This is a genomic window from Nocardia salmonicida NBRC 13393, assembly GCF_001613085.1.
GTDB classification, from domain to species: Bacteria; Actinomycetota; Actinomycetes; order Mycobacteriales; family Mycobacteriaceae; genus Nocardia; species Nocardia salmonicida.
Map to the genome: position 1 here is coordinate 19,161 of NZ_BDBR01000064.1, position 25,305 is coordinate 44,465.

Below are 25,305 nucleotides of genomic sequence, written 5' to 3' on the forward strand. Positions count from 1 at the left end.
GTTCTCTGTTCGCCGAATATCTACCGCAACCCACCGACAACTAGCGGCGTCGGCGGCGAAGCCGGTGGAAAATGCTGGCGCTGTGGCAATTTCGCGCTCCAGCACTTGCTATGAACTGAGATGTCTCGTATTCTGACCTGTTCGGCACCGCCCGGACCACCCGCGCTGCTCGACGCAGCGTAACGCGGGTGTGAACACCTCATCGAGCTGCCCGCCGGGGTGGGCGAGGGGTGGACATCGAGGTCCCGCCGTGGCGCCGCGATGGCCATTCCACTCCCGCGGGCAGATTCGCTGAGGGCCTGCGCATCCCCTGGGCGAACTTCCGGCGATCGGGTAGCGTTTCTGTCAGAATCGCGGCGTCGCGCGCCGACGCAAAGGGGGATGTCGCCAGTGTGCTCGGATCGGATCGCCGAGGTGGTCGCGCGCGAGCTCGCCGCCGACCCGGCAGTGGAGGAACGGGTCGCCGAATGCGTGCTTGCCGCGCTCACAACTGTCGACGGTGATTCGGCCGCACAGGATTCCGGTGATACCGGGGTCTTTCTGCGGTCGATCACCGTGCAGGGCTTCCGTGGGATCGGGCCGGCGGCGACGCTGCGATTGAATCCGGGACCCGGTCTGACGTTGGTGGTAGGTCGCAACGGCAGCGGGAAGTCGAGTTTCGCCGAAGCCGCCGAATTCGCGTTGACCGGCGGAAATCGGCGCTGGGACGGACGATCGACCGCATGGCGGGAGGGCTGGCGTAACCTGCACGAACCCGATACGGCCCGGATCGATGTCGAGCTGCTCACCGCGGGCGAGGAGCCGCAGGTCTCCGTCGCCACCCTGTGGGACGAGAGTGCGGAACTGGCCGACGCGCAGTGGACCGAGCGGCGCGGAGCCGAACCGGCGACAGCGGTGGACCCGCACGTACAGCGGCAACGGCTCGATCTGTACCGGCCGTTCCTGTCCTACAGCGAGCTCGGCGCGCTCGTCGACGGGAAGCCGAGCGACCTGTTCGACGCGCTGCATCGCCTGCTCGGCCTTGACGAGTTGGCCGCGGCTGCCGAACAGATCCGATTGCGCAAGCTCGAACTCGAACGCGCCGTGAAGGATTCGCGCCAGTCCCACGCCGACCTACTGGTCGAGCTCGCCGAGGCCGATGACGAACGCGCGCACGGTGTGGCCGACCTGCTGCGCACCCCGGACCCCGATCTCGACGCGGTGGCGGGCGCGGTAGCCGACTCGGTCCTCGGCATCGACGGGCCGGAGGGTTTGCGCGCGATCCTGCGGCTGACATTGCCCGATACCGTGCAGGTCGCCGCCACGGCGGATCGGCTCGCCGAAGCGGCCCGGAACGTGGCGCGCCACGCGACCGTCGACTCCGATGCCGATCTGCGAGTTCTCGCCTTGCTCACGCGGGCACGCGAACACGTCACCGCGTCGGGTTCGTGCCCCTGCCCGGTCTGCGGACGCGACGAACTCGACGCCGACTGGATCACTGCCGCGGATTCCGAAATCGCTTACCGTACCGAGGAACTCGCCGCTCTGCAGGCGGCCACGGCGGAGTTCGACGCCGCTCTCGTGGCGGCCCGCAACCTGCTGGGAGAGCGGCCGGTCGAGCTCGGCTCGGCAACCGCGGGCCGCTCGAATCCGGTGCGGACCTTCGAACCGACACCAGGCCGAGCGAATCACCCTGCGGGGCCATCTCATTCGTACGCTGCCTCGGACTCGTTGCGTAATCGGCGCGAAATCGTAGGGCAGCTCTGGTCGGAGTGGGCCGAGCTCGCCACAGCCGACGAGGATCAGCTCCCGGATCGGCTGCGCGCGATCCATGCCGAGCTCAGCATGGAACTCGATGCACTGCAACGGGATACGCGGACCGAGCTGGATCGCCTGGATACGGTGTGGTCGCCGCTGGTCCCGCGCATCCTCGCCTGGCTCGACCCCGCCCGCGCCGTCGCCGACCACGCGAGTGAACTGCGGGTCGTGAAGAAGGCGGCGGACTGGCTCAAGTCGGCGACGGCGACGATTCGTGAGGAGCGGATGCGGCCACTGGAGACCACGGCGCGCTGGGTGTGGAGCACTCTGCGCCAGCAGAGCAATGTGGAGCTGGGCGCGATTCGGTTGCAGGGCAGCGTGGGGACGGCACGGCGGGTGCTGCTCGATGTCACCGTCGACGAAGTGGACGGCGCGGCGCTCGGGGTGATGAGCCAGGGGGAGCTGCACGCGCTCGGACTGTCGCTGTTCCTGCCGCGAGCCACGGTGGAGCACAGCCCTTTCCGGTTCGTGATGATCGACGACCCGGTGCAGGCGATGGATCCGGCGAAGGTCGACGGGCTGGCCAGGGTGCTCGCCGAAGTGGCGGGGACGCGGCAGGTGGTGGTGTTCACCCACGACGAGCGGCTCGCCGAGGCGGTGCGTCGCATGCAGCTCGACGCGACCGTGCTCGAAGTCCAGCGCCGCGAGCGTTCGATTGTCGAGGTCAGGGTGACCGGCGACCCGGTCCGCCGCTACCTCGACGACGCCCGATCCCTGCTCCGCACGCCGCAGCTGCCCGCCGCCATCGCCGATGAACTCGTCGCGACCTGTTGCCGTTCGGCGATCGAGGCGGCCGGGCTGGCGAAGGCCCGCCAGGAACTGCTGGCGGGCGGTCTCGAACACGGCGAAGTGGAGCGGCGCGTGCGCAACGCGCACACCACCCGCGCCATGATCACCCTCGCCATCATGGGTGTCGGCGCCCGCGTGGACGACCTGAACAAGCACCTGAGCGCGGTCGGCGGACGTTGGCTCGTCGGCGTCCTCCGCGATGCCACCGCGGGAGCGCACGTGCCGATCGATCGGCCGATGCGTGAATTGATCACCGACACCGAACGATTCATCACCTGGCTGCGAGCCCACGAGCCGAACACGGTGCGAACGTGAGCGGCGCGGCCGGACCGCCGCGTGGTCTCGCCGTTGCGGTGAGGTCGTCGTGAATCGCCGTGGCAGGCCGGCTCGCGCGAAGTTCACCCCGAGGCCGTCGGTGGCGCAGCGGCTGGAAGCGGCCGAGAATCTGCTGGACGGGTCGGTGTCGGATGCCGGCGGGGTGTGGTCGCGGGCGGTGGCGTGGATTCTGCGGTTGGCGCTCGAGCAGGCGGTGGATCAGCTGTGGGCGCAGGTGGCGCCGGAGCTGATGCGGTGTCCGATGCGGGCTCAGCTGCTCGCGTTGCGGGTGTACGCGGGGCCCGAGACCGCTGGTCAGGTCGGTGCGCTGTGGGCGGCGCTGTCGCGGGCGGCGCATCATCTCGACTACGAGATGGCGCCGAGTGTCACCGATCTCCGGCGTTGGCGGGATCAGACCGCCGAGCTGGCGCGAGCGTTGGAGCTCGCGCCCCTCGCCCACCAGCCGTTCGGGTGATCGGCGAAGGGTAGTCATGGTGGACCTGGGGTGCGCGGGGTGGCCGCCGGGTCCGGCAGGATGTGCGGCATGGGTGAAGTGAAACCGTGTCCGTGCCGCCGTGGTGAGCCGTTCGATGCCTGCTGCGGACCGATCCTCGCCGGCAAGCCCGCGCCGACCGCGGAAACGCTGATGCGCTCGCGCTACACCGCCTACGTCGTGGGCGATGTGGACTATCTGCTGCGCTCCTGGCATCCCAGCACCCGCCCCGCCGACCTCGGACTCGACGCGGACCAGCGCTGGCTGTTCCTCGAGATCGTCGGCACCCAGCGCGGCGGCCCGTTCGACGACAACGGCACCGTCGAATTCATCGCCCACTACAAGCTCGACGGCACGCGCGACGCGATGCACGAGCTGAGCACCTTCGTCCGGGTCGACGGCGCGTGGGTCTATCTCGACGGCACGTTCCAGGTCTGAACCAGGGATACTGCTGTCGTGCCCCGCATCGCGATCGAGTACTGCACCCAATGCCGCTGGCTGCTGCGAGCGAGCTGGATGGCGCAGGAACTGCTCACCACGTTCGCCACCGAGCTCGGCGAGGTGGCGCTGGTTCCCGGCCAGGGCGGCATCTTCCGCATCACCCTCGACGGCGAACAGCTCTGGGAACGCAAGGCCGACGGCGGCTTTCCCGACATCGCCGTCCTCAAACAGCGGGTCCGCGACCGGATCGCCCCCGAGCGCGACCTCGGCCACTCCGACCGCCGCGACTGACGTCCGAGCGGCGGACGCGCATTCCGGTCGACGAGGTCAGCAGCAGCCGCCACCACCGCAGCAACCGCCGCCTGCCGGACGGGGCGCGGGCGCCGGGGCAGACGCCGACCCGCGGCCCACCGCGGCGAAGGTGGTGAGCAGTTTGACGGTGTCATCGTGGCCGGCGGGGCACGCGGCGGGGTCCGAGGACTGGGCCATCGGCCGGTTGACGTCGAACGTGTCGCCGCAGGAACGACACCGGAAGCTGTAGTTCGGCATCGGCCAAGTGTAAGCAGCAACGGCGCACGATGGATCGCCTGATCATCACGGCTCTCATCATGCTTCCGGGTAGCGAGCGGCCGCGGTCGCCGAATATCGTTCAGCACACGTATGGCTAACCTGATCGTGGCGTGATCCGCCAGGTCGACGTCACACTGTTGTCGGTCACGCAGACGTCGTTGTGAACCGCGTCATACAACGGCCTTCGCACCACCACGGGCGACAAAGAGTCGCTTCTTCTGTGCCGCGCAGTAACTGTTACCTGCGGAAATGGCGCGTAGGGCGCGCGTTCTGGGGGTGCGCACGTACTCTCATAAGAAGTCACCAGGTGCTGCGACCAGCGGGAGCAAATACACAGGTACCCGTGCGGTCGTGCCGGCTAGGAGGTGTGCGATGAGCATTCAGCCCGATTTCGATCCGGACACGCGGGCCAGCGATGCCGACCCACTGGCACAGACCGACTACGGACTGGTCAGTGGAACCTGGGATGGGCCGGTCGCGGTATGGCGCAGCATTCCCTACGCTGCCGCGCCCGCCGGGCCAGCCCGATTCGCCGTGCCCGAGCCCCCGAAGCCATGGGACGGGGTGCGCGAGTGCGTGGTCTTCGGCGATATCGCACCGCAGGCCATGGGTGCGATGGTGCCGGTGGATTCCGACCTGCAGATGGGCGAGGACTGCCTGTGGGTCAATGTCTGGTCGCCGCGGCCCGAGCCGAGCGACGAGGAACCGCGCCCGGTGCTGGTCTGGTTGCACGGCGGCGCCTACTGTCTCGGCACCGCCGCCCAGACCATCTACGACGGGCGCAAGCTCGCCGAGGCGGGCGACGTGGTGGTCGTCTCGGTGAACTATCGACACGGGGTGCTGGGGTTCCTCGACCTGTCCTCGTTCGGTGAGCAGTTCACCGCGAACCTCGGCCTGCACGATCAGCTCGCCGCGCTGGCGTGGGTGCGCGACAATATCGCCGCGTTCGGCGGCGACCCGGGCAATGTGACCCTCTTCGGGGAGTCCTCGGGCGCGGGATGCGTGACCGCACTGCTCACCTCACCCGCCGCGGCCGGACTGTTCCACAAGGCGATTGCCCAGAGTCCGCCCGCCACTACGGTTTTCGGGCAGGAGCGAGCCGCGGTCGTCGGACAGCGCTATCTGGAGCTGCTCGAACTCGGGCCGGGCGAGACGAATCGGCTGCTGGAGTTGCCGATCGAACGGCTGGTCGAGGTCGGGGCGGTGCTGCTGGACGAGGTGCCGATCAAGGAACCGGGCAGGCTCGCCGCGGCGCCGGTGGTCGACGGAAATCTGTTGCCGGGCTACCCGATCGACCGATTCCAGCAGGGGCGTTCGCATCGTGTGCCGTTGCTGATCGGCACCAATCGCGACGAGGCGTCACTGTTCCGGGTGCTGCGCTCGCCGATCATGCCGGTGACGCCCGACGCGGTGAACGCGATGCTGCGCGATGTCGCCGCCTCCCATCCCGAGATGGCGCCCGAGCGGATCGCCGAGATCACCTCGGCCTATCCCGATCTCACCAAAACCCGTGGGGCACTGGCGATGTCGACCGACGCGGCGTTCCGGATGCCCGCGGCCTGGGTCGCCGAGGGGCATGCCCAACATTCACCGACCTGGATGTATCGCTTCGACTACGCCACCCCGATGTTGAAGGCGGCCAGGGTCGGAGCGGGTCACGCCACCGAATTACCTTATGTCTTCGGCAATTTCGGCACCTTGAACCACGACCCCACCTTCTGGCTGGGCGGGCGCAAGGCCTCGCTCGCGGTCTCGGGCCGCATGCAGCGCCGCTGGCTGGCCTTCGCCGAACACAGCGTGCCCGCCGCGCTCGACGGCTCCAAACACTGGCCCCACTACCGCCCCACCGCCCGCACCACGCTGCTCATCGACACCATCGACCGCATCGTGGACAACCCGGACGCCGACCTGCACACCGCATGGGGCGACCAAGCCGTCGGCTTCAGCTAGCGGCGGCGCGGGCGCGTTCGATCTCGTTGATGTGGGTTTCGGTCCACTGCCGCAGCGCGGTGATCGGTTCGGCGAGGCTGCGACCCAGCCCGGTGAGTGCGTATTCGACCCTGGGCGGAATGGTGGGATAGGCGGTGCGCGTGACGAATCCGTCGGCTTCGAGACCGCGCAGCGTCTGGGTGAGCATTTTCTGGGAAACGCCCTCGATCCGTCGGCTGAGGTCGGTGTAGCGCTGCGTGCCGTCGAGGAGCGCGTCCACCACCAGGATCGTCCATTTGCCCGCGATGTGATCGAGCACCTGGCGGGTCGGGCACTTCGCCGAGTAGGCGTCGGCGGGCAGGCCGGAGGACTCCACGAAGGTCGTCATGGAGGGATAGTAACGCACTATTTAGTGCCTACTTCCCAATAGAGAGTGACTCTCCGATAGTTGGTGCATGACATCCAAGATCTTGTCGGTCGCCGAAGCGATCCGCACCCGACGCACTGTCCGCCACTACCGTCCGGATCCGGTCTCGGCGACCGATCTCGAGGCGCTGCTCGATCTCGCCATCGAGGCGCCGACCAGCTGGAACCTGCAGGACCGGGCCATTGTCGCGATCACGAGCGAGGCGGGTCGGGCCGGTCTGGCCTGGGCGACCGGTGGCCAACCCCAAGCGCGGGAGGCGCCGCTGATGCTGGTTTTCGTCGCCGAACCGGAGTCCTGGCGCGAGGACCACAGCGACGTGTACGACCAGGCCCGCGGCAATGGCGCGTGGTCCGAGGAGTTCGTCGCGATGTTCGCTACGGCATCTCACGAGTTCCAGGACGATCTCGCCCGGCGGGGGCTGCTGCGTGAATACGCGGTCAAGGACGCGATGATCGCGGCGACCTATGTGATGCTGGCGGCCACCGAGTTGGGCCTCGCCACCGCACCGATGAACGGCTGGGACGAAGCGAAGGTGAAGAAGACGATCGGGATCGGCGATCGGGACGATCTCGCGGTCGCGCTGCTGATGGCGGTCGGTCATCCGGCCGAGCGACGCATTCATCCGGGTCGTCGAGCCAGGGAGCGCACTGTCTTCCGTGAGGCGTACGGGCTCGGGTGAACAGCACGACGCCGGGCCACCGGCCGAGGGGATCGGCGGGGACCCGGCGTCGTACGGATCAGACGTCGGTGGAGAAGCGGATGCCGCCGTCGGGGATGACCACGCCGGGCCACACGCGAGCGCCGCGCAGGAGTTCGCAGCGGGCGCCGACGTTGGCGCCGTCACCGATCACCCCGTCGCGAACCAGCGCGCGGGGACCGATGCGGGCACCGAAGCCGATGATGGAGCGTTCGACCGTCGCGCCTGCCTCGACCACCGCGCCGTCGAAGATCACCGCGCCGTCCAGTCGCGCACCCGCGCCGATTTCCGCGCCGCGACCGACCACGGTCCCGCCGATGAGCAGCGCGCCCGGCGCCACACCCGCGCCGGGATGGACGAGGGACTCACCACGCTGGCCGGGGAGCGCGGGGGAGGGCGCGATCCCGCGGACCAGGTCCGCGGAGCCGCGCACGAAGTCCTCCGGGGTGCCCATGTCGCGCCAGTAGGAGGCGTCGACGTGGCCCTGCACGCGGGCACCCTCGGCCAGCAGCGCGGGGAAGACCTCGCGCTCCACCGAGACCGGACGACCGGAGGGGATCTTCTCGATGTATTCGCGGCGGAACACATAGCAACCGGCGTTGATCTGGTCGGTCGGCGGATCCTGGGTCTTCTCCAGGAACGCGGTGACCCGTCCGCTGTCATCGGTCGGCACGCAGCCGAAGGCGCGCGGGTCGCTGACGCGGACCAGGTGCAGGGTGACGTCGGCGTTGGTCGACTCGTGGGTGTCGAGGATCGCGCCCAGATCGGTGCCGCCGAGGACGTCGCCGTTGAACACCATCACGTTGTCCGCGCGCAGCTTGGGCAGCACATTGCGGATACCGCCGCCGGTGCCCAGCGGTTCGGTCTCGGTCACGTACTCCAGGTCCAGGCCCAGTTCGGAGCCGTCACCGAAGTGCTCTTCGAAGACCTCGGCCTTGAAGGAGGTGCCGAGCACCACGTGGGTGATCCCGGCCTCGGCGATCCTGGCCAGCAGGTGGGTCAGGAACGGCAGCCCGGCCGTCGGCAGCATGGGCTTGGGCGCCGAGAGGGTGAGCGGACGCAGCCGCGTGCCCTGTCCGCCGACGAGGATGACCGCGTCGGTGCCTGCATTGCCTGCCATCGAGTTTCCCCTGTTCACAGTGGACCGGCGCCTACTCAGGCGCCGGTTCGCGCTTTCTCACGCAGCGCCGATCGAACCGCAATCCGGGAGCGAACCGCAAGTCCGGCCCGCAGCGCGCCCCGCAACGGCGCCTGCCACCAGTGCGGATGCCGGTCCGCCTGGAAGCGGTACGCGCTGGCGTGGTGGGCGGGCAGCATCAGTTCGGGATGCTTGCCCGCGGCGTGCCCCTTGGCGTGGGTCACCTCGGCGTCCGGGACGAATACATTGTGCCAGCCCGCCTTGCCCATGCGGTCGCCGAAGTCCACGTCCTCCATATACATGAAGTAGCGCGAGTCGAAACCGTCGATGGTGTCGAACGCGGCGCGGCGCACCAGCAGGCAGGAGCCGGACAGCCAGCCGACCACCCGCTCGGAGATCTGCTCGTTCTCCTGGCGGTAGCGCATCGACCAGGGGTTCTTCGGCCAGACCGAGCCGAGGATCGCGTGGCCCGCGCCGTCGGCCAGGCCGGGGACGCGGCGCGCGGACGGGTAGATACTGCCGTCGGGCTCACGGACCATCGGCCCGAAAGCGCCCGCGCGCGGCCAGCGCTTCGCCGCCTCGAGCATCTTGTCGATGGAGTCGACGCCCCAGCGGATGTCCGGGTTGGCCAGGATCACGAACTCGATCGACGGATCGATCTCGGCGACGGCGCGGTTGATGGCGCCGCCGTAGCCGATATTGCCGCCGGTGTGCAGCAGGGTCACGTGCGAGTTGGCCTCGGCGACGAGTTCGGGGACGCCGTCGGTCGAGCCGTTGTCGGCCAGGATCACCTGCGGCTTCTCGGTGGTCGCGTCGGCCAGGGTGGTGATGAAGTGCTCGAGGTGCTCACCCGGTGAATAGGTCACCGTGACCACGGCAATGCCGGCGGGGGCTGGAGAATCGGCTGAGTCTGCTGCGTTCACGACTGCGGAGCCTAGTCGGACAACCGGCTCAGTGTGTCGGTGAGTGCGATACGCCAGGAGCGAAGCGGGGTGAGGCCGGCCCCGTCCCAGGCCGCGGGAGAGAGCACCGAATACGCCGGGCGCGGTGCGGGTCTGGGGAACTCGCTGGACGCGCACGGCAGTACCCGGTTCGGGTCCGCGCCGAGGTCGGTGAAAACCGCTGCGGCGAGGTCGAACCAGGTGGCGGTGCCGGAATTGGTGGCGTGCAGCACAGCGGGTGCGTCGGGTCGGGTGCTCAGTTCCAGCAGCGCGGCGGCGAGGTCGGCGGCGCTGGTGGGGGAGCCGAGCTGGTCGTTCACCACGGTGACGGTGTCGCGTTCGGCCTCCAGCCTGCGCATGGTCGCGACGAAATCCCCCTCTACACCGGCGTACACCCAGGCGGTGCGCACGACGTGGGCGCCCAGTTCGAGCACGGCCCGCTCGCCGGCGAGCTTGGACTGCCCGTAGACCGAGGTCGGTCCGGTCGGGTCGCCGGGTTCATACGGTGTCGTCGCGGTCCCGGGGAAGACGTAGTCGGTGGACACGTGGATCAGCGGCGCGCCCGCCGCGGCGCAGGCGGCGGCGAGTACCGCCGGCCCGGTCGCGTTGGCGGCGAAGGCGGCCTCGACATCGGTTTCGGCGGCATCCACCGCGGTGTAGGCCGCGCAGTTGATCACCACGGCGCCGGGCGTGAGGACGGCGTCGACGGCGGTGCGGTCGGTGATGTCGAGATCGGCCCGCCCGAAGCCGCGCGCATCGGGTGCCAGGCGCAGGATCTCTCGCCCCAGCAGGCCACGCGCGCCGGTTACGATCAGCGGAGCGGGGGCGCGGAAATCGGCATTCACGCGGCCAGTCTGGCACGCCGGGACACCTGTGGTTGGGCCCGAGTGTGGTAACTGTTGGTTAGCCTGTGCAAGCCGGTGTCCGTGGACGAGCCCGGGCTGATGACAAGGCGGTGTTTGCCGGGGGTGCAGCTGTCCGGGCGCGGAGTTCGTCGAGAGGATGCACGAGTGCGAGAGTCGACAAGACCGGTCAGCGCGCCCGCGGGCGCCTTCGGTCCGGCCAAACTGATGGTGGCGATCTCGGCCGTGCTGGTGCTGGCACTCACCGGATTCGCTTGGCACAGTGTCGACAACCTGATCGCCAATATCGACCGGATCGGCGGCCTCGGCCTCGGCGGTGAGCGCGACGGCGCGGTCGACATCCTGCTCGTCGGTGTCGACAGCCGCACCGACGCGCACGGCAACCCGCTCACCAACGCCGAACGCGCCATGCTGCACGCGGGCGACGAGGTGGGCACCAATACCGACACCATCGTGCTGATCCGCGTTCCCAACGACGGCCGCTCGGCCACCGCGATCTCCATTCCGCGCGACTCCTACGTCGATATCGGCGGCCAGGGCAAGGCCAAGATCAACTCCGCGTACGGCTCGACCAAGGAGACCGAACGCGCCGAACTGCTCGCCGACGGCAAGTCCGAGGCCGAGGCCGAACGCGCGTCGACGAAGGCGGGCCGACAGGCCCTCATCAAATCGGTGGCCACCCTGACCGGCATCACCGTCGACCACTACGCCGAGGTGAGTCTGCTCGGCTTCGTACTGCTCACCGATTCGGTCGGCGGGGTCGAGGTATGCCTGAATCAGGCGGTGGACGAACCGATGTCGGGCGCGGACTTCCCGGCCGGGCGCCAGCGCCTCGACGGGCAGGAGGCCTTGAGCTTCGTGCGTCAGCGCCATGATCTCGAGCGCGGCGACATCGACCGGATCGTGCGTCAGCAGGTGTTCATGGCGCAGCTGGTCGGCCAGCTGCTCAATGCCAAGACCCTCGCCAATCCGGGCAAGCTCAGCGAGATCAGCGAGGCGGTCGGGCGCACCGTCGTGCTCGACGAGGACTGGGACGTGCTGGCCTTTCTGCAGCAGCTCAAGGATCTGTCCGGCGGCAAGGTGGAATTCGAGACCATTCCCGTCTCCGACCTCAACAGCATGACCTCGGCGGGGGAGTCGGTGGTCAAGGTCGACCCGAAGACCGTGCAGCGTTTCGTCGCCGGGCTCGTGGGGGAGGAGAAGGAGCAAGAGGACGCGCCGAAGGTCGACACCTCGACGGTGACGGTGAGCGTGCTCAACGCGGGTGGCGCCACCGGACTCGCGGGCAAGGTGTCGGCGGCGTTGACGGGCAAAGGATTCAAAGAAGGCACGGTCGGCAACTACACCGGCGGCACCGTGAGCTCGAGTCGCGTGCTGGCCGCCGATGCCGACGACCCGAAGGCGGCGGCGGTCGCCGAGGCGCTCGGTGGCCTGACGGTGGTCGCCGATGCGACAGTGTCGGCGGATACGGTGAGCGTGATATTGGCGAGCGACTACTCTGGTCCCGGCTCGGCCGCGGCAGGCATGTTCGATCTCGACGCGACATCCTCGGCGACCGCGACACCGATACCGCCCGCCCCGCCGATCGACGCAGGCCAGAACGGACCGAAATGTGTGAATTGACCCATGCGTGAGCCGAACTCCACCCTGACCGACGCCCTCCTCGACCCGATCCTCGAACGCGATCCCGCCGGACCCCGCGTCACCTGGTACGACGACGCCACCGGCGCGCGGATCGAACTCTCCGGGCTGACGTTGGCCAACTGGGCCGCCAAGACCGCGAACCTGATCCGCGACGAATTCGCGCTCACCCCCGGCGCCAGGGTGGCGGTGCTGTTGCCCGCGCACTGGCAGACCGCCGCGGTGCTGCTCGGATGCTGGTGGGCGGGAACCGAAGTGGTGCTCACCCCCGACCCCGATGCCGACCTCGCGCTGGTCACTCCCGACCGGCTCGATGATGCCGACGGTGTCGGCGAGGTGGCGGTGCTGTCGCTGGACGCGATGGGAACGCCGGTGCGTGAGCTGCCGGTCGGCGTCACCGATTTCGCCACCGCGGTGCGCGTGCACGGCGATCAGTTCCTGCCCGGCGGATTCCGGGCCGCGCTCGACGGCCTCTCGGTGAACGAAGTGCTGACCATGGCCCGCAAATCCGCCGCGCTGCAAGGGTTTTCCACCGGCGACCGGGTGCTGTCGAGTACGCCGTGGGAGACGGTGGAGGAAGTGGTCGACGGGTTCGTTTCGGTGTTGTTCGCCGGGGCTTCGCTGGTGCAGGTCGTCAATCCCGATCCGGCCGGTGTCGAACATCGGGTCGTCACCGAGAAGGTGACCGTCCGGCGCTGACTCCTACCCAGGTATAGGTTCGGGTCCACCTCGGGGACGTGTCGCGTGTCACATCCCGTCCGTACTGTGGAAGCAAGACTTCGGCAGAGTGGCAGGGGTGGCGATGATTGCGAAATACTGGGTTCGATGGTCGGCCGAGCACGGCGCGCCGCGAGCGATTCTGCGCTGGCAGGCCCGTCGCGGCGATCCGTTCGCGATCTTGCTCAGCGGTCGGCGGGGTCTGCACGATCCCTATCCGCTGATCGATGAGGTGCGCGGATCGGGCGGAGTGATCAAAACGCCGTTGTCCCTCGCCGCGTTCGACCACAAGCAGGTCCGAGCGATCCTGCGCGACCCCAGATTCGGGGTGCGGCCCGCCCTCGGCAACGACCTGCCCGCCCCGTGGCGCAAGCTCGCCGAACGGGTCACGGTGTTGCCCAATCCGGTCGAGCCACCGTCGATGCTGGTCATCAATCCGCCCGAGCACACGCGAATGCGCAAGCCGGTGGCTTCGGCGTTCACCCCGCGCGCCGTCGCCAGGCTGCGCGATCGCGTGGAGGTGGTCACGGCCGAACTGCTCGACGCGATGCCCGCGAACGGCTCGGTCGACCTGATCACCGATTTCGCCGCCAAGGTGCCGATCGCGATCATCGCCGAGATGCTCGGCTTCCCACCCCCGGACCGGGACAGGTTCCTCGAATGGGGCGACAAGGTCACGCCGCTGCTCGACATCGGCACGTCATGGCGGACCTACCGCGCCGCGATGAGCGCGATCGAGGACATGGACGAATACCTCGCCGACCACATCGCCACGCTGCGCCGCGCGCCGGGTGAGGACATCCTGTCCACCCTGGTCCGTTCGGGCGATCTGAGTCTGACGGAGTTGCAGGCGGGCGCGAGTCTGCTGATGGGGGCGGGTTTCGAGACGACGGTCAACCTGATCGGCAACGCGGTGGCCGCGCTGTCGGCCCATCCCGATCAGCTCGCGCTCGCGCAGGACGACCCCGATCGCTGGCCCGATGTGGTGGAGGAGACGCTGCGGTTCGATCCGCCGGTACAGACCACCGCGCGTCAGGCGCTCGAGGATGTCGAGGTCGAGGGCTACCTGGTGCGGGCCGAGACGACGGTCATCCTGTCGCTGGCCGGGGCCAACCGCGACCCGGCGGTCTTCCCCGACCCGCACCGCTTCGACATCGACCGGCCCAATCTCAAGGAGCACGTGGCCTTCAGCAGCGGTATCCACGCCTGCCTCGGCGCGAGCCTGGCCAGGATGGAAGCGGTGCACGCACTGCGCGCGCTCTACACCCGCTATCCGAACCTGCGGCTGCGCGGCGAGCCGGTGCGCCGAAACCTGTTCACGCTGCACGGTTTCGAACACATGCCGGTCGACCTCGGCCCGGTGGCGCGAACCTCGGCGCCCGAAGACCTGGCGGGTGCGTCCCGTCCGGCCTGAGTCCGGTTGCGTGCGAGCGGGTTACGTGCTCGTGCGCCAGCGGTAGCGGGTCTTCGGGCGACCGGCCCGGCCGTAATCGGCACGGCGCTCGGCCAATCCGTCGTCGGCGAGCTTCTCCAGGTACCGCCACGCCGTGATCCGCGAAACACCCACGGCCGCGGCGGCATCGGTGGCCGTGATGCCCGATTCGACCGAGCGCACCGCCCGCGACACCTCCTCCAGGGTGTGCTGCACAACGCCTTTCGGCGCACCGGCCTTCTGGTCGGCGGTGCGCAGCGCACCGAGCGCGCGGTCGATGTCGTACTGCGACAGCGCCGCCTCGCCCGCGGGCAGCGCGGTGTCGAAACCGCGGTAGCGTTCCAGCTTCTCCCGGAACGCGGCGAAGGTGAACGGCTTGAGCAGGTACAACACCACGCCGTGCGCCACCGCGCTGCGCACCATGTTCAGCTCGCGTGCCGAGGTGATCGCGATGACATCGGGTCGCGGCTGCAGTCCGTTGAGCGCGGCGGCCACATCGAGCCCGCTGATATCGGGCAGTCCGATGTCCATCAGCACCAGGTGGAACGGATTGCCGTCGGCGATCGCCTCGGCCGCCACCCGCAGTGCGTCGCGTCCGGTGTGGACGACCCCGCCGGTGACGAAACCGTCGAGCCGTTCGAGATAGGCCCGATGTGCCTGGGCGATCAACGGCTCGTCCTCGACGATCAGCACGCGGATCATGGTGTCTCCTTCAGCGGAATGCGAACGATGACCGCGCTGTGTGGTGCGGCCGTGGTGGTGATGGCGCCGCGATGTCGGTCGACGAGGCGGTGCACCAGAGCGAGGCCGAGGCCCGCGTGGTCGGATTTCGTGGTGTAGCCGCGTTCGGCGGCCCGGGAGAACATCTGGGCCGACATACCCGGTCCACTGTCGGACACCTGGACCCACAGCGCTCCGTCACGATGACACACCGACACCTCGACGCGCTTGTCGACGGTTCCCGCCGCCGCGTCGATCGCGTTGTCGATCAGGTTGCCGACCAGGGTGACGGTCTCGTGCGCCGACAGCGGATCGGTGGAATCCAGCGCGGTGTCCTCGCTGATGGCCAGGCCCACCCCGCGTTCGGCGGCCTGGTCGACCTTGCCGAGCAACAGCGCCGCCAGTGCCGCGTCGCCGACGGCGGCCAGCAGACGGTCGATCAGCACCTGCGAGAGCTGCAATTCCGCGGTCGCGAAGGCCACCGCTTCGTCCGGGCGGCCCAGCTCGACCATGGTGACCACGGTGTGCAGCCGGTTGGCCGCCTCGTGCGCCTGGGCGCGCAGCGATTCGGCGAAGCCGCGCACCGAGTCGAGCTCGCCGAGCACCGAGCGCAGTTCGGTCTGATCGCGGATGGTGAGCACGGTGCCGATATCGCGGCCCTCCCAGCTGACCAGGTCCTGATTGACCAGCAGGATGCGGTCGGTGGTCACGTGCGTCTCGTCGCGCACCACGCCCCCGCTCATCTGTTGCAGCGAGACGGGCAGGTCGGTGCGGAACACCGGACCGTCGGGCAGGTCGAGCAGGGTGCGTGCCTGATCGTTGACCACCTCCGCGGCCTCGGCCTGGGCGCCGAACACCACCAGCCCCTCGTGCACGGAGTGCAGCACCGCGTCGTGGTGTTCGTAGAGTGCGCGCAGTTCGTCGGGAGCCAGACCGTGGGTCTGGCGGCGCAACCTGCGGCTGATCAGGAACGACGACAGCGCGGCCAGCCCGAGCCCCACCGCGGCCACCCCGAGGATCAGGGGCAGCTGGGAGGCCACCTGGGTGCTGATCTTGGCCCGGGTGACCCCGGCCGAGACCAGCGCCACCACCCGGCCGTTGTCGTAGACCGGGGTGACCGCGCGGATCGAGGGGCCGAGGGTGCCGGTGAACGTCTCGGTCAGGGTCTGGCCCGCCAGCGCGCCATCGATGCTGCCGACGAACGGCTTGCCGATCAGGTCGGGGTTGGTGTGGGTGTAGCGGGTGCGGTCGGGCGCCATCACGACGATGAAGTCCATGCCGGTAGCCGCTCTGATCCGCTCGGTGGTCGGTTGCAGCAGCCCGCTCGGGTAGGGCGAGTTCACCGCGGCCAAGGTCGACGGCGACCGCGCCACCGTCACCGACACGTCTCTGACCTGCATTTCCGCGGCCAGGTCATGATCGCGCCTGGCATCGAGCACGGCCAGGATCGTGCCCACGGCGATCAGCAGCGCCAGCACCACCAACTGCCATACGAAGGCCTGTCCCGCGAGCGACAGTCGTCCTCGTCGCACCTCTTGCCTCCGACCTGAATTTCTCGAACGTTATGCATCGATATGAAACTTATGGACCAAAGTGACGGCCGTCACAATAGTTGCTCATGCTCGTCGACATGAGCTCAACCACCGGACAACGGAAACGCGACCATACCCATTGGCTCTACATCGCGGTGATCATCGCCGTCGTGGCCGGCGTCATTGTCGGCCGGGTGGCCCCGGAATTCGGTCAGTCACTGGCGCCGCTGGGCACCGTGTTCGTGAACCTGATCAAGATGATGATCGCACCTGTCATCTTCTGCACGATCGTGCTGGGCATCGGTTCGGTGCGCGCGGCCGCCACCGTGGGCAAGGTCGGTGGCCTGGCCATCGGCTATTTCCTGGTGATGTCGACGGTCGCGCTCGGCATCGGGCTCGTCGTCGGAAACCTCATAGACCCGGGTGAGGGACTCGATGTCGGCGCCTCGGGAGCGGGGGCGAAATACGCCGATCAGGCGCACAGCGCGGGTGGCACGTGGGACTTCATCCAGAACATCGTGCCGACCACGCTCGTGTCGTCGCTCACCGCGGGCAGCGTGCTGCAGGCCCTGTTCGTCGCGCTGCTGGTCGGGTTCGCCGTGCAGGCGATGGGTGACGCGGGGGCACCGATCCTGCGCGCGGTCGCGTTGGGCCAGAAGCTGGTGTTCCGCATCCTGTCGATGATCCTGTGGCTGGCTCCGATCGGCGCGTTCGGCGCGATCGCGAACGTGGTCGGGCGCACCGGTTGGTCGGCGGTGGTGCAGTTGGCGACGCTGATGATCGCGTTCTATCTGACGTGTCTGGTGTTCGTGTTCGGTGTGCTCGGCGTGATCCTGCGGATGGTCTCGGGCGTCTCGATCCTGAAGCTGTGCCGGTACCTGTCGCGCGAGTACCTGCTGATCGTGGCGACCTCGTCGTCGGAATCGGCGCTGCCGCGACTGATCGCGAAGCTGGAACACGCGGGTGTGGAGCGCACCACCGTGGGTGTCGTTGTGCCGACCGGGTATTCGTTCAACCTCGACGGCACCGCCATCTACCTGACGATGGCCTCGATCTTCATCGCCGACGCCATGGGCAAGCCGCTCGCGCTCGGTGAACAGATCGGCCTGTTGCTGTTCATGATCATCGCGTCCAAGGGGGCCGCGGGCGTCACCGGCGCCGGCCTGGCCACCCTCGCCGGCGGCCTGCAGAGCCATCGCCCGGACCTGCTCGACGGTGTCGGCCTGATCGTCGGCATCGACCGCTTCATGTCGGAAGCCCGTGCGCTGACCAATTTCTCGGGCAACGCCGTGGCCACGCTGCTCATCGGCACCTGGACCAAGACCGTCGACGCCGACCGGACCCGCCGCGTGCTCGACCGTGAACTGCCGTTCGACGAGGAGACGATGGTCGACGACCACGAAGTGGATCAGCCCGTCGAACTCACGAAACCTGTTCCAGCACAGCCTGTCGAGGTGTCCTGAGATGGTCGAAGGCCCCGCGATGAGAAATCGCGGGGCCTTCGGGTTCCAGTAGGGCTAGATTCTGGACCACTTGCCGGGGTTGAGGTGGAACTGCACCAGGGCGTTGGCGTGGCCGTGGCCGAGGCCGTGCTCGGACTTCAGCCAGGTGACCAGGGCCGTGTGCCCGGTCGGCTCGGCCGCGTCGAGCAGGGTGAACCATTCGTCGACGGTGCGCCCGTACTCGGTCTCGATGGTGGGGAAGTAGGACGCGGGGCCGTGCGGCGCGTTCGCCATGGTGGTTCCTCCTCGATGGGTGTTCGTTATCGGTGAAGACGGTGCGGTGGGGCGGAATTCATCGCTGGTGTGGTCACGCCGCGACGAGTGGGCGCTGCGTCGCGCTCACGCGGCTTTCGCGGATCAGCAGCACGCCGGCGAGCGCGACGAGTACGGCGGTGAAGCCGTGGACGCCCAACGCGGTGGCGGTGGAACCGTGCCAGCTCAGGACGGTGGCCATGTCCCCGAACGGCGTGAGCGAGGTGGCCAGCATGGCGACGCCGAGCGCGAAGCGCTGCTTGGTGGCCAGCAGGCCGAGGATCACCAGGCCGCTCACCACGTCGCGGACGCCCTTGAGGTTCAGGAAGGCCACCGCGTCGCCCTCGGGCACAGCGGGGAGGCCGAAGCCCGCGGCCGTCATCTCCGGGGCGACGAGGTAGTTGATGCCGACGTAGATGATGAAGATCCCGCCGAGCAGGGAGAGGGCGGTGGCGATGCGCGAGGTGGTCATGCGGTGCTCCTGAAGCTTGTTGCTTGCTCTGAAATCTAGCGGCGCTAGGTGTTGAGAGAACTATAACCAGAGCCTCGCTATCTTGTCTAGCGCTGCTAGAATTTCGAGCATGAGCACCCAGCAGCGCAAGGAACGCGAACGCGCCGAACGGCATCAGCGGATCATCGACACCGCGCGCGAGATGGCCGAAGCGGAAGGCTGGGACGCGGTCACCATCCGCAAACTGGCCGACCGCATCGAATACAGCCAGCCCGTGCTCTACAGCCACTTCGCGAACAAGGCGGCCATTGTCGGCGCCGTGGCCCTGCAAGGTTGCGTCGAGCTCGCCGAACAACTGAAGCTGGCCCGTGAGGCGGCGACCACCCATACGGAGGTGATCGCCAATGTCGCGCGCGCCTACCTCGACTTCGCCACCGCCAACCCGGCCCGCTACGACGCCATCTTCCAGCAGAAGACCGACCTGAACTTCGGCCTCGACGCCCCACAACCCCTGCGCGATGCCTTCGCCGGCCTGGAGGCGATGTTCGCCCCCTACTCCGAGGGCGACGACCTCGGCGCCCGTACCGAAGTCGCCTGGGCCTCCCTGCACGGCCTGGCCACCCTCGACCGAAACGGCCGATTGCGCCCCGAACTGCGCGAACGGCGCATCACCCTGCTGGTCGACGGAACAAGCGAAGCGGCGGTCGACCCGAGCTGAGCGGGACCGGCGCCGCTGTTCGAAACCCTCTCGCGCCACACCGGTCCGGCGGTGTCGCTCGGTGCGGTGCCGTCGCGGTGTCGAACCTGCCGGGTGACCGAGCGCACGGCGACAGGCTCGCCGCTCCGCGTAGGTTGGAGGTAACGACGCAGGTCGGCAGAGCGGCCGAGGGCGAAGGGACGGCGGATGGCGGAAGTCGTAGTAGTGGGGTCGGGGCCGAACGGTCTTGCCGCGGCGGTGATCGCCGCACGCGCCGGGTTGTCGGTGCGGGTCCTCGAAGCGCAGGAGCAGGCAGGCGGTGGATCGCGCACCGCCGAGCTCACCCTGCCCGGCTTCCATCACGACATCTGTGCCGGTGCGCATCCGATGGCGTTGGCGTCACCGTTCTTTCGCGCGTTCGATCTCGCCGCGCACGGCGTCGACCTGCTCACCCCGACCGTCTCCTACGCCCACCCACTCGACGGCGGAATCGCCGGATTGGCTTGGCGCAACCTCGAATCCACCGTCGCCGACCTCGGGCGCGACGGCCGGGCATGGCGCGAGCTGTTCGCGCCGCTGGTCGAACACTGGCCCGAGGTGGTCGAGCTGGCCATGTCGGATCTGCGGCATCCACCCCTGCGCGTCGGCACGGGCATCAAGTTCGCGACCCGCCTGCTCGAACAGGCGTCCCCGTTGTCCGACAACCGTTTCAGCGATGACGTGGCGCCCGCGATGTTCAGCGGTGTGGCCGCCCACGCCATCACCTCACCGCGCGCCTTCCCCGCGGTCGGCGCGGCACTGCTGCTCGGCACCCTCGCGCACGCGGGCGGCTGGGTGATCCCGCGCGGCGGCAGTCAGGCGATCCCGAACGCGATGATCGCCGAAATCGAAAGCCTCGGTGGGGAGGTGCTCACCGGGCACCGGGTCGATGATTTCGCCGAACTCGCCACCGCCCGCGCGGTGCTGTTCGACACCTCGCCCGCCGAACTCCTTCGCATCGCCGGTGACCGTCTGCCGTCGCGATACCGCAACAGCCTCGGGCGTTTCCAGTACGGCAACGCCGCCTGCAAGGTCGACTTCGCCCTGTCGGGACCGGTGCCGTGGGCCGCGCCGGGCGCCGACCTGGCGGGCACCCTGCACCTGGTCGGTACCAGGGCCGAAGCCATGCACGCCGAACACCAGGTCGCCACCGGCGCGTTCGCCGATCGGCCGTTCGTGCTGGCCATTCAGCCCGGCGTGGTCGACGCCACCCGAGCACCCGAGGGACAGCACACCTTCTACACCTATGCCCACGTCCCCAACGGGACCGATCGCGATATCAGCGACCAGGTGATCGACCAGGTCGAACGCTTCGCGCCCGGTTTCCGCGATCTGATCCTCGCCAAACATGTGCGACCGGCGGCTTTCATGCCCGCGCACAACGCCAACTACATCGGCGGCGATATCTCGGCGGGCGCGATGTCCACGCGCCAGACCCTGTTCCGTCCGCTCGCTCGCTGGAACCCTTACTCCACCCCGATTCCGGGCACCTACCTGTGCTCGTCATCGACCCCACCGGGGCCGGGCGTGCACGGGATGTCCGGACTGCACGCGGCACAACACCTGCTGCGCAACCGTTTCGGCATCGTCACCGACCCGCTCGACCTGTTGCGCGGCGCGGAGCCCGCCTACCGGTAGCCTCTCAGCTCGGCTTCATCGGTCGGTCGTGGACCTTGTCGGGCTTGAACACATCAGGCTCGAGGTAGACCGTGCAGGTGTTCGGTACGGCGGCGTGAATGCGGTCGTCCGCGGCGTCGATGACCTCGGACACCTGCGTGATGTCCAGGCCCGCGTGCAGCGCGATCTTGGCGTTGATCAACAGGTCCTGTGGACCGAGGTACTGGGTCTGCATCCGGATGACGCGCTCGATCCGTGGATCGGCGAGCAGCGCCGACCGAATCGCGGTGTCGTCCTTGGCCGTCGCGCCCTCACCGATCAGCAGGCTCTTGGTCTCCACGATCAGGATCACCGCGTTCACACCGAGCAAGATGCCGATGAGTAGCGTGCCGACGCCGTCCCACACCGCATTTCCGGTGAGCACCGACAGACTCACCCCGGTCAGGGCGAACAGCAGGCCGATGATCGCGCCCGCGTCCTCGAGCAGCACCACGGGCAGTTCAGGATTGCGGGTGTGGCGAATGAAATGCCACCACGAATTCTTGCCCTTCAGTGGCGCCGACTGCTTGCGCGCGGTACGGAAACTGGCGCTCTCCAGCACCAGCGATACCCCGAGAATCCCGATCGCGACCCAGGCCGAAACGATCTCCTCCGGGAACCGGATTTTGTGGATCGCCTCGTTGATCGCGAACAGTGACCCCATGACGAACAGGACAAGCGCGACGACGAACGAATAGAAATACCGATTGCGCGAATACCCGAAGGGGTGCAGCGTGTCCGCGGGCTGGTCGGCCCGATTGCGGCCGACCAGCAGCAGCGCCTCGTTGCCGGTGTCGGCCACCGAGTGCACCGCCTCGGCAAGCATCGACGACGACCCGGTGATGAACGCCCCGATGAACTTCGCGACCATGATGCCAGCGTTCGCCCCGAGTGCGGCGAGGATCGCGACCTTGCTGTCTCCACCTTGCTCGGCCATAGACGAACGCTACAACGGTCGCTGACCCACACCCCGACTCCACACCGTGTCGTCGGGCCGAGAACCGCGCCGCCAGCCGCTATTTCACACGGTAGAGATCGGGTTCCAAGTAGATCAGGCGGGCGGTGGGTACTGCTGCGCGCACACGCGTTTCGGCCGCGTCGATCGCCTCGGCGACACCGGCGATGTCCAGGTTCGGGGCGAGCGCGACCTTGGCCGCGATCAACATTTCCTCCGGGCCCAGGTACTGGGTCTTGAGGTGGATCACCGAGGTGATCTTGGCGCCGTCGACCAGGTTCTCTCGGATGGCCAGACCCTGTTCGGGGGTGGCGCCTTCACCGATGAGCAGGCTCTTCATCTCCACGATCAGCACGATCGCGATGATGCCGAGTAGCACACCGATGGCCAGGGTGCCGATACCGTCGAAGATCGGGTCGTCGGTGACCATGGTCAGGCCGACGCCGCCGAGGGCGAGAACCAGACCGATCAGTGCGCCGGTGTCCTCGAGCAACACCACCGGCAGCTCGGGGCTGCGCGAGTTGCGGATGAACCGCCACCAGGTCGCATCGCCCTTGAGCGGCCTGGATTCACGCACCGCGGTGAGGAAGCTGAAAGTCTCGAGGCCGATCGCGATCACGAGGATGATGATCGCGACGATCGGCTGACTCAGCTCCTCGGGATGCTGGACCTTGTGGATGCCTTCGTAGATCGCGTACACCGAGCCGAGGGTGAACAGCACCAGCGCCACGACGAACGAGTAGAAGTAGCGGTTACGGCCGTACCCGAACGGGTGCAGCTCGTCGGCGTCCTTGGCGGCGGCGCGCTGCCCGAACAGCAGCAGGCCCTGATTCGCGGTGTCGGCGACCGAGTGCACGCCCTCGGCCATCATCGAGGCCGACCCCGTGATGAACGCGCCGACGAACTTCGCCACCGCGATCCCCGCGTTGGCCGCCAACGCCGCGACGATCGCCTTCTTTCCACCACCAGCCGACATGCCGGCCCGCCCTTCTGTTCACTGAACACGACTCGGCACAGCCTAATAGGACACCGATGCGAAGCGGTCATCTGTCCTGAGCGGGAGCCGAGGCGGGGGTTCGCCTACGGCACAGATCAGTTGCCGTCGCCGACGCAGGCGCTGAACAGCTGCGCGGGCCCGCGCAACGCGCGCGCCTTGATATCGGTGTCGGCGGCGGAGATCCAGGCCGCGCTGCCGCGTTCGACGACGAGGGTGCGTCCGTTCTCGGAGAGCTCGAGCGTGCCCGCGGTGCACAGCACGATGCCCGGGCCGACGTCGGCGAGCGCAACCGGCTCGTCCTCGGCGCCCAGATCGAAGCGGCACAGGGAGAATTCCGGTGCGGGCGTGCGGTACCGGATTCCGCCGTCGTCGCCGGGGGCGGGTTCGATCACCGGCAGGTCGATCGGTTCGAAGTCGAGCACCCGCAGGAGTTCGGGCACGTCGACGTGCTTGGGAGTGAGCCCGCCGCGCAGCACGTTGTCGGAGTTGGCCATGATCTCCACCCCGACCCCACGCAGGTAGGCGTGCAGATTGCCGGCCGCGAGGAACAGCGCCTGGCCCGGTTCCAGGGTCAGCCGGTTGAGCAGCAGCGCGGCGAGGACACCCGCGTCGCCGGGGTAGACCTCGGCCAGTTCGAGCGCGGTGCGCACCTCGGCGGTGAACGCCCGCGCGCCCTTGCTCGACAGGTAGTGCACACAGCCCTCGAGCACCGTGGGCAGCAGCTTCGACAGCGCGGCGGGCGGCAGCGTGATCCAGGTGGTGAACAAGGTCCGCAGACCGGCCGAATCGGGCTGGGCGGCAAGCAGTTCGGCGTAGATATTGAGGCCGGGCACGTCGAGCGCGCGTAACAACTCGACGGTGCGGAGCGGGTCGCGGAACCCGGCCAGCGCCTCGAAACGCTCCAGCGCGACAACGAGTTCGGGCTTGTGGCTGTCGTCGCGGTAGTTGCGCAGCGGCGAATCGAGCGCGACGCCGGTGCGGTTCTCCCGTTCGAATCCGGCTCGCGCCTGCGCCGAACTCGGGTGGGCCTGCAGCGACAGCGGTTCCTCGGCAGCGAGGATTTTCAGCAGGAACGGCAGGCGGGCGCCGAAAGTGTCGGCCACCGCGCCCAATTCGCCCGCCGGGTCGGCGGTGAGTACCTCGACCAGCGAGCGTTTACCCGAGTCCGTCTTGACGTGCGCGGGATCGGCCGGGTGCGCGCCGAACCAGAGTTCGGCTTCGGGATGGGCCGATGGCACCGGCCGTCCGCATAGCTGAGCGAGCGCGGTGCGCGACCCCCATGCGTAAGAACGCAGCGCACCAACGAGTTCCTGCACTAGTAGCGTCCCCCGTCGTATCGATCCGGTTCGGGCGCGGCGGCACCGCGTGCGAGGGTCAGCCGAAGATAGGCCGCGGCCATGTCCAGCCGCAGCGCCAGCACCGCGAGCTGCTCGAGTTCGCTGCCGTGTCCGCCCCCTGCGGCGGAGGCGGCAGCGGTGCGTTCGATCGCGGGCGCGGCGGCGGGGTCGGCCAGCTGAGATTGCAGCACGTCGACATCGGCATGGACCAGCTCGGCGTCGACCAGGCCGCCGCCCGCACCTTCGAAGACCGCCAGCTTGCGCCGGGCGGCAGCCTGATCGGGATGCACGCTCAAGGCCAGCACCCGAATCCGCTCGACCGGGGCCGGTCCGTCGAGCTCCTCGTCGTGGAACAGCGGATCGAAGCCGGGTGCGGTGCCGCCGGTTGCCTGGGAGAGACGGCCGACCGAGGCGACCGCATCGGACAGATCAGCGGCGGAGACGAGCCTGCCCGCCGATTGCAGCAGCACCTCGGCGCCGTGGCCCGCCAGTTCGACGGCGGCGGGCGAGTCCCCCGCGAGCACTACGCCGACTCCGTGCATGCGGGCGGCGAGGGTCTTCGCCGGATTGCGGAAGGCTTCCGTGTGCGGGCCGTCGCGCAGCGCCTCGGCGTCGAGCATGTCTGCCAGCGCGGTGAGATCGGGCGTGGCCGGACCGCTGCGCTGGGCGTCGACACCGCGCAACACCGCGATCCCGACGGCGAGGAAACGCAGCAGCCGATTGTGGTCGAGCACGGGCACCCGAGGTTCGAGCACGATCGCGCGACCGGCGGCGACCGCGCGCAACGGACCCTCGTTGGGGGCGGCGATCACCACTTCCGCACTGCGGCGCAGGGCGCGGTCGACGGCATCGATGAGTCGCGGATCGCCCGCGTCGTCGCCGGCCACCAGGACCACGTCCAGCGGACCGACCCACGGTGGCAGCGAGGTGACGTGCACGATCGGCAGCCCGGCCCGGTCCCCGAGCGTGGCGACCAG

25 protein-coding genes are annotated in these 25,305 nt (G+C 68.6%); 12 read left to right on the forward strand and 13 right to left on the reverse strand.

Annotated features, from left to right (window positions below; all coding sequences use genetic code 11):
• Positions 1–381: 381 nt before the first annotated feature.
• From NS1_RS36740 to NS1_RS36755, 4 genes are read left to right on the forward strand one after another with little or no spacing between them, the layout of a single operon-like run.
• Positions 382–2,901, forward strand: a complete 2,520-nt coding sequence (locus NS1_RS36740) for an AAA family ATPase (RefSeq protein WP_062992090.1) — start codon at positions 382–384, stop codon at positions 2,899–2,901.
• A 49-nt stretch (positions 2,902–2,950) separates the two neighbouring features.
• Complete coding sequence (locus tag NS1_RS36745; RefSeq protein ID WP_056813152.1) at positions 2,951–3,376, forward strand: hypothetical protein; 426 nt, start codon at positions 2,951–2,953, stop codon at positions 3,374–3,376.
• 60 nt (positions 3,377–3,436) lie between these two features.
• Positions 3,437–3,832, forward strand: coding sequence for a YchJ family protein (locus NS1_RS36750; protein WP_062992118.1), 396 nt, complete (start codon positions 3,437–3,439; stop codon positions 3,830–3,832).
• A gap of 18 nt (positions 3,833–3,850) precedes the next feature.
• Complete coding sequence (locus NS1_RS36755; RefSeq protein WP_056813149.1) at positions 3,851–4,126, forward strand: Rdx family protein; 276 nt, start codon at positions 3,851–3,853, stop codon at positions 4,124–4,126.
• A 36-nt stretch (positions 4,127–4,162) separates the two neighbouring features.
• Here the strand turns inward: NS1_RS36755 and NS1_RS36760 are convergent, their stop codons facing one another.
• A complete protein-coding gene (locus tag NS1_RS36760) occupies positions 4,163–4,384 on the reverse strand; it encodes an FmdB family zinc ribbon protein (protein WP_062992092.1) in 222 nt (73 codons plus the stop codon).
• 393 nt (positions 4,385–4,777) lie between these two features.
• On the opposite strand from NS1_RS36760, the gene NS1_RS36765 reads away from it, so the two are divergent.
• The gene (locus NS1_RS36765) at positions 4,778–6,355 is read left to right on the forward strand and encodes a carboxylesterase/lipase family protein (protein WP_062992095.1); all 1,578 of its coding nucleotides are present in this window, start codon (positions 4,778–4,780) and stop codon (positions 6,353–6,355) included.
• Here NS1_RS36765 and NS1_RS36770 read toward each other — a convergent pair.
• On the reverse strand, positions 6,348–6,722 hold the full coding sequence (locus NS1_RS36770) for a winged helix-turn-helix transcriptional regulator (RefSeq protein WP_062992120.1): 375 nt from the start codon (positions 6,720–6,722) through the stop codon (positions 6,348–6,350). The two genes, NS1_RS36765 and NS1_RS36770, sit on opposite strands and share 8 nt — an antisense overlap.
• 67 nt (positions 6,723–6,789) lie before the next feature.
• On the opposite strand from NS1_RS36770, the gene NS1_RS36775 reads away from it, so the two are divergent.
• Positions 6,790–7,440 (forward strand): nitroreductase family protein, encoded by a 651-nt coding sequence (locus NS1_RS36775; RefSeq protein ID WP_062992097.1) that lies wholly within the window; start codon positions 6,790–6,792, stop codon positions 7,438–7,440.
• A 58-nt stretch (positions 7,441–7,498) separates the two neighbouring features.
• Here the strand turns inward: NS1_RS36775 and manB are convergent, their stop codons facing one another.
• From manB to rfbD, 3 genes are read right to left on the reverse strand one after another with little or no spacing between them, the layout of a single operon-like run.
• Positions 7,499–8,578 carry a mannose-1-phosphate guanylyltransferase gene (gene manB / locus NS1_RS36780; protein WP_056813121.1) on the reverse strand — a complete coding sequence of 360 codons (1,080 nt, stop codon included), beginning with the start codon at positions 8,576–8,578 and terminating at the stop codon, positions 7,499–7,501.
• A 35-nt stretch (positions 8,579–8,613) separates the two neighbouring features.
• Positions 8,614–9,477, reverse strand: a complete 864-nt coding sequence (locus NS1_RS36785) for a glycosyltransferase family 2 protein (protein WP_174552025.1) — start codon at positions 9,475–9,477, stop codon at positions 8,614–8,616.
• A gap of 53 nt (positions 9,478–9,530) precedes the next feature.
• Complete coding sequence (gene rfbD, locus NS1_RS36790) at positions 9,531–10,382, reverse strand: dTDP-4-dehydrorhamnose reductase (protein ID WP_084504782.1); 852 nt, start codon at positions 10,380–10,382, stop codon at positions 9,531–9,533.
• A 225-nt stretch (positions 10,383–10,607) separates the two neighbouring features.
• On the opposite strand from rfbD, the gene NS1_RS36795 reads away from it, so the two are divergent.
• The 3 genes from NS1_RS36795 to NS1_RS36805 all read left to right on the forward strand — a co-directional run bounded on the left by NS1_RS36795 (position 10,608) and on the right by NS1_RS36805 (position 14,172).
• A complete protein-coding gene (locus tag NS1_RS36795; RefSeq protein WP_169812879.1) occupies positions 10,608–12,023 on the forward strand; it encodes an LCP family protein in 1,416 nt (471 codons plus the stop codon).
• 3 nt (positions 12,024–12,026) lie between these two features.
• Positions 12,027–12,740: a TIGR03089 family protein gene (locus NS1_RS36800; protein WP_056813115.1), complete on the forward strand. Its 714-nt coding sequence runs from the start codon at positions 12,027–12,029 to the stop codon at positions 12,738–12,740.
• Between the two features lie 103 nt (positions 12,741–12,843).
• Positions 12,844–14,172, forward strand: coding sequence for a cytochrome P450 (locus NS1_RS36805; RefSeq protein ID WP_062992126.1), 1,329 nt, complete (start codon positions 12,844–12,846; stop codon positions 14,170–14,172).
• 21 nt (positions 14,173–14,193) lie between these two features.
• On the opposite strand, the gene NS1_RS36810 is transcribed toward NS1_RS36805, so the two are convergent.
• Positions 14,194–14,892: a response regulator gene (locus NS1_RS36810; RefSeq protein ID WP_056813112.1), complete on the reverse strand. Its 699-nt coding sequence runs from the start codon at positions 14,890–14,892 to the stop codon at positions 14,194–14,196.
• Positions 14,889–16,442: an ATP-binding protein gene (locus NS1_RS36815; RefSeq protein ID WP_255284831.1), complete on the reverse strand. Its 1,554-nt coding sequence runs from the start codon at positions 16,440–16,442 to the stop codon at positions 14,889–14,891. The genes NS1_RS36810 and NS1_RS36815 overlap by 4 nt, the downstream gene beginning before the upstream one ends.
• Positions 16,443–16,540: 98 nt before the next feature.
• Here NS1_RS36815 and NS1_RS36820 point away from each other — a divergent pair, with 98 nt between their 5' ends.
• On the forward strand, positions 16,541–17,905 hold the full coding sequence (locus NS1_RS36820; RefSeq protein ID WP_062992130.1) for a cation:dicarboxylate symporter family transporter: 1,365 nt from the start codon (positions 16,541–16,543) through the stop codon (positions 17,903–17,905).
• Positions 17,906–17,959: 54 nt separating this feature from the next.
• Here the strand turns inward: NS1_RS36820 and NS1_RS36825 are convergent, their stop codons facing one another.
• A complete protein-coding gene (locus NS1_RS36825; RefSeq protein WP_062992099.1) occupies positions 17,960–18,178 on the reverse strand; it encodes a DUF4287 domain-containing protein in 219 nt (72 codons plus the stop codon).
• Positions 18,179–18,251: 73 nt separating this feature from the next.
• Positions 18,252–18,668: a DUF4267 domain-containing protein gene (locus NS1_RS36830; protein WP_062992101.1), complete on the reverse strand. Its 417-nt coding sequence runs from the start codon at positions 18,666–18,668 to the stop codon at positions 18,252–18,254.
• A 109-nt stretch (positions 18,669–18,777) separates the two neighbouring features.
• Between NS1_RS36830 and NS1_RS36835 the strand changes: the two genes are divergently transcribed.
• Both NS1_RS36835 and NS1_RS36840 read left to right on the forward strand, forming a co-directional pair.
• Positions 18,778–19,365 (forward strand): TetR/AcrR family transcriptional regulator, encoded by a 588-nt coding sequence (locus tag NS1_RS36835; protein ID WP_062992103.1) that lies wholly within the window; start codon positions 18,778–18,780, stop codon positions 19,363–19,365.
• A gap of 186 nt (positions 19,366–19,551) precedes the next feature.
• A complete protein-coding gene (locus tag NS1_RS36840) occupies positions 19,552–21,021 on the forward strand; it encodes a phytoene desaturase family protein (protein WP_062992105.1) in 1,470 nt (489 codons plus the stop codon).
• A gap of 4 nt (positions 21,022–21,025) precedes the next feature.
• Here NS1_RS36840 and NS1_RS36845 read toward each other — a convergent pair whose 3' ends face one another.
• The 4 genes from NS1_RS36845 to NS1_RS41085 all read right to left on the reverse strand — a co-directional run.
• Positions 21,026–21,976 carry a cation diffusion facilitator family transporter gene (locus NS1_RS36845; RefSeq protein ID WP_062992107.1) on the reverse strand — a complete coding sequence of 317 codons (951 nt, stop codon included), beginning with the start codon at positions 21,974–21,976 and terminating at the stop codon, positions 21,026–21,028.
• Between the two features lie 79 nt (positions 21,977–22,055).
• Positions 22,056–22,970: a cation diffusion facilitator family transporter gene (locus tag NS1_RS36850; RefSeq protein ID WP_062992109.1), complete on the reverse strand. Its 915-nt coding sequence runs from the start codon at positions 22,968–22,970 to the stop codon at positions 22,056–22,058.
• Positions 22,971–23,086: 116 nt separating this feature from the next.
• Positions 23,087–24,307 (reverse strand): mannose-6-phosphate isomerase, class I, encoded by a 1,221-nt coding sequence (manA, locus tag NS1_RS36855; protein WP_062992111.1) that lies wholly within the window; start codon positions 24,305–24,307, stop codon positions 23,087–23,089.
• Positions 24,307–25,305, reverse strand: a 999-nt coding sequence (locus NS1_RS41085; protein ID WP_062992113.1) for an amino acid adenylation domain-containing protein, incomplete at its 5' end; no start/stop codon positions are given. The genes manA and NS1_RS41085, both read right to left, overlap by 1 nt.

Excerpts from the sequence above, each read along its gene's own strand:
- NS1_RS36740 (WP_062992090.1), top strand. The coding sequence starts at position 382 with ATGTCGCCAGTGTGCTCGGATCGGATCGCCGAGGTGGTCGCGCGCGAG.
- NS1_RS36750 (WP_062992118.1), top strand. The coding sequence starts at position 3,437 with ATGTGCGGCATGGGTGAAGTGAAACCGTGTCCGTGCCGCCGTGGTGAG.
- NS1_RS36760 (WP_062992092.1), bottom strand. The coding sequence starts at position 4,384 with ATGCCGAACTACAGCTTCCGGTGTCGTTCCTGCGGCGACACGTTCGAC.
- NS1_RS36765 (WP_062992095.1), top strand. The coding sequence starts at position 4,778 with ATGAGCATTCAGCCCGATTTCGATCCGGACACGCGGGCCAGCGATGCC.
- NS1_RS36770 (WP_062992120.1), bottom strand. The coding sequence starts at position 6,722 with ATGACGACCTTCGTGGAGTCCTCCGGCCTGCCCGCCGACGCCTACTCG.
- NS1_RS36775 (WP_062992097.1), top strand. The coding sequence starts at position 6,790 with ATGACATCCAAGATCTTGTCGGTCGCCGAAGCGATCCGCACCCGACGC.
- manB (WP_056813121.1), bottom strand. The coding sequence starts at position 8,578 with ATGGCAGGCAATGCAGGCACCGACGCGGTCATCCTCGTCGGCGGACAG.
- NS1_RS36795 (WP_169812879.1), top strand. The coding sequence starts at position 10,608 with ATGGTGGCGATCTCGGCCGTGCTGGTGCTGGCACTCACCGGATTCGCT.
- NS1_RS36800 (WP_056813115.1), top strand. The coding sequence starts at position 12,027 with ATGCGTGAGCCGAACTCCACCCTGACCGACGCCCTCCTCGACCCGATC.
- NS1_RS36805 (WP_062992126.1), top strand. The coding sequence starts at position 12,844 with ATGATTGCGAAATACTGGGTTCGATGGTCGGCCGAGCACGGCGCGCCG.
- NS1_RS36810 (WP_056813112.1), bottom strand. The coding sequence starts at position 14,892 with ATGATCCGCGTGCTGATCGTCGAGGACGAGCCGTTGATCGCCCAGGCA.
- NS1_RS36820 (WP_062992130.1), top strand. The coding sequence starts at position 16,541 with ATGAGCTCAACCACCGGACAACGGAAACGCGACCATACCCATTGGCTC.
- NS1_RS36825 (WP_062992099.1), bottom strand. The coding sequence starts at position 18,178 with ATGGCGAACGCGCCGCACGGCCCCGCGTCCTACTTCCCCACCATCGAG.
- NS1_RS36830 (WP_062992101.1), bottom strand. The coding sequence starts at position 18,668 with ATGACCACCTCGCGCATCGCCACCGCCCTCTCCCTGCTCGGCGGGATC.
- NS1_RS36835 (WP_062992103.1), top strand. The coding sequence starts at position 18,778 with ATGAGCACCCAGCAGCGCAAGGAACGCGAACGCGCCGAACGGCATCAG.
- NS1_RS36840 (WP_062992105.1), top strand. The coding sequence starts at position 19,552 with ATGGCGGAAGTCGTAGTAGTGGGGTCGGGGCCGAACGGTCTTGCCGCG.
- NS1_RS36845 (WP_062992107.1), bottom strand. The coding sequence starts at position 21,976 with ATGGCCGAGCAAGGTGGAGACAGCAAGGTCGCGATCCTCGCCGCACTC.
- NS1_RS36850 (WP_062992109.1), bottom strand. The coding sequence starts at position 22,970 with ATGTCGGCTGGTGGTGGAAAGAAGGCGATCGTCGCGGCGTTGGCGGCC.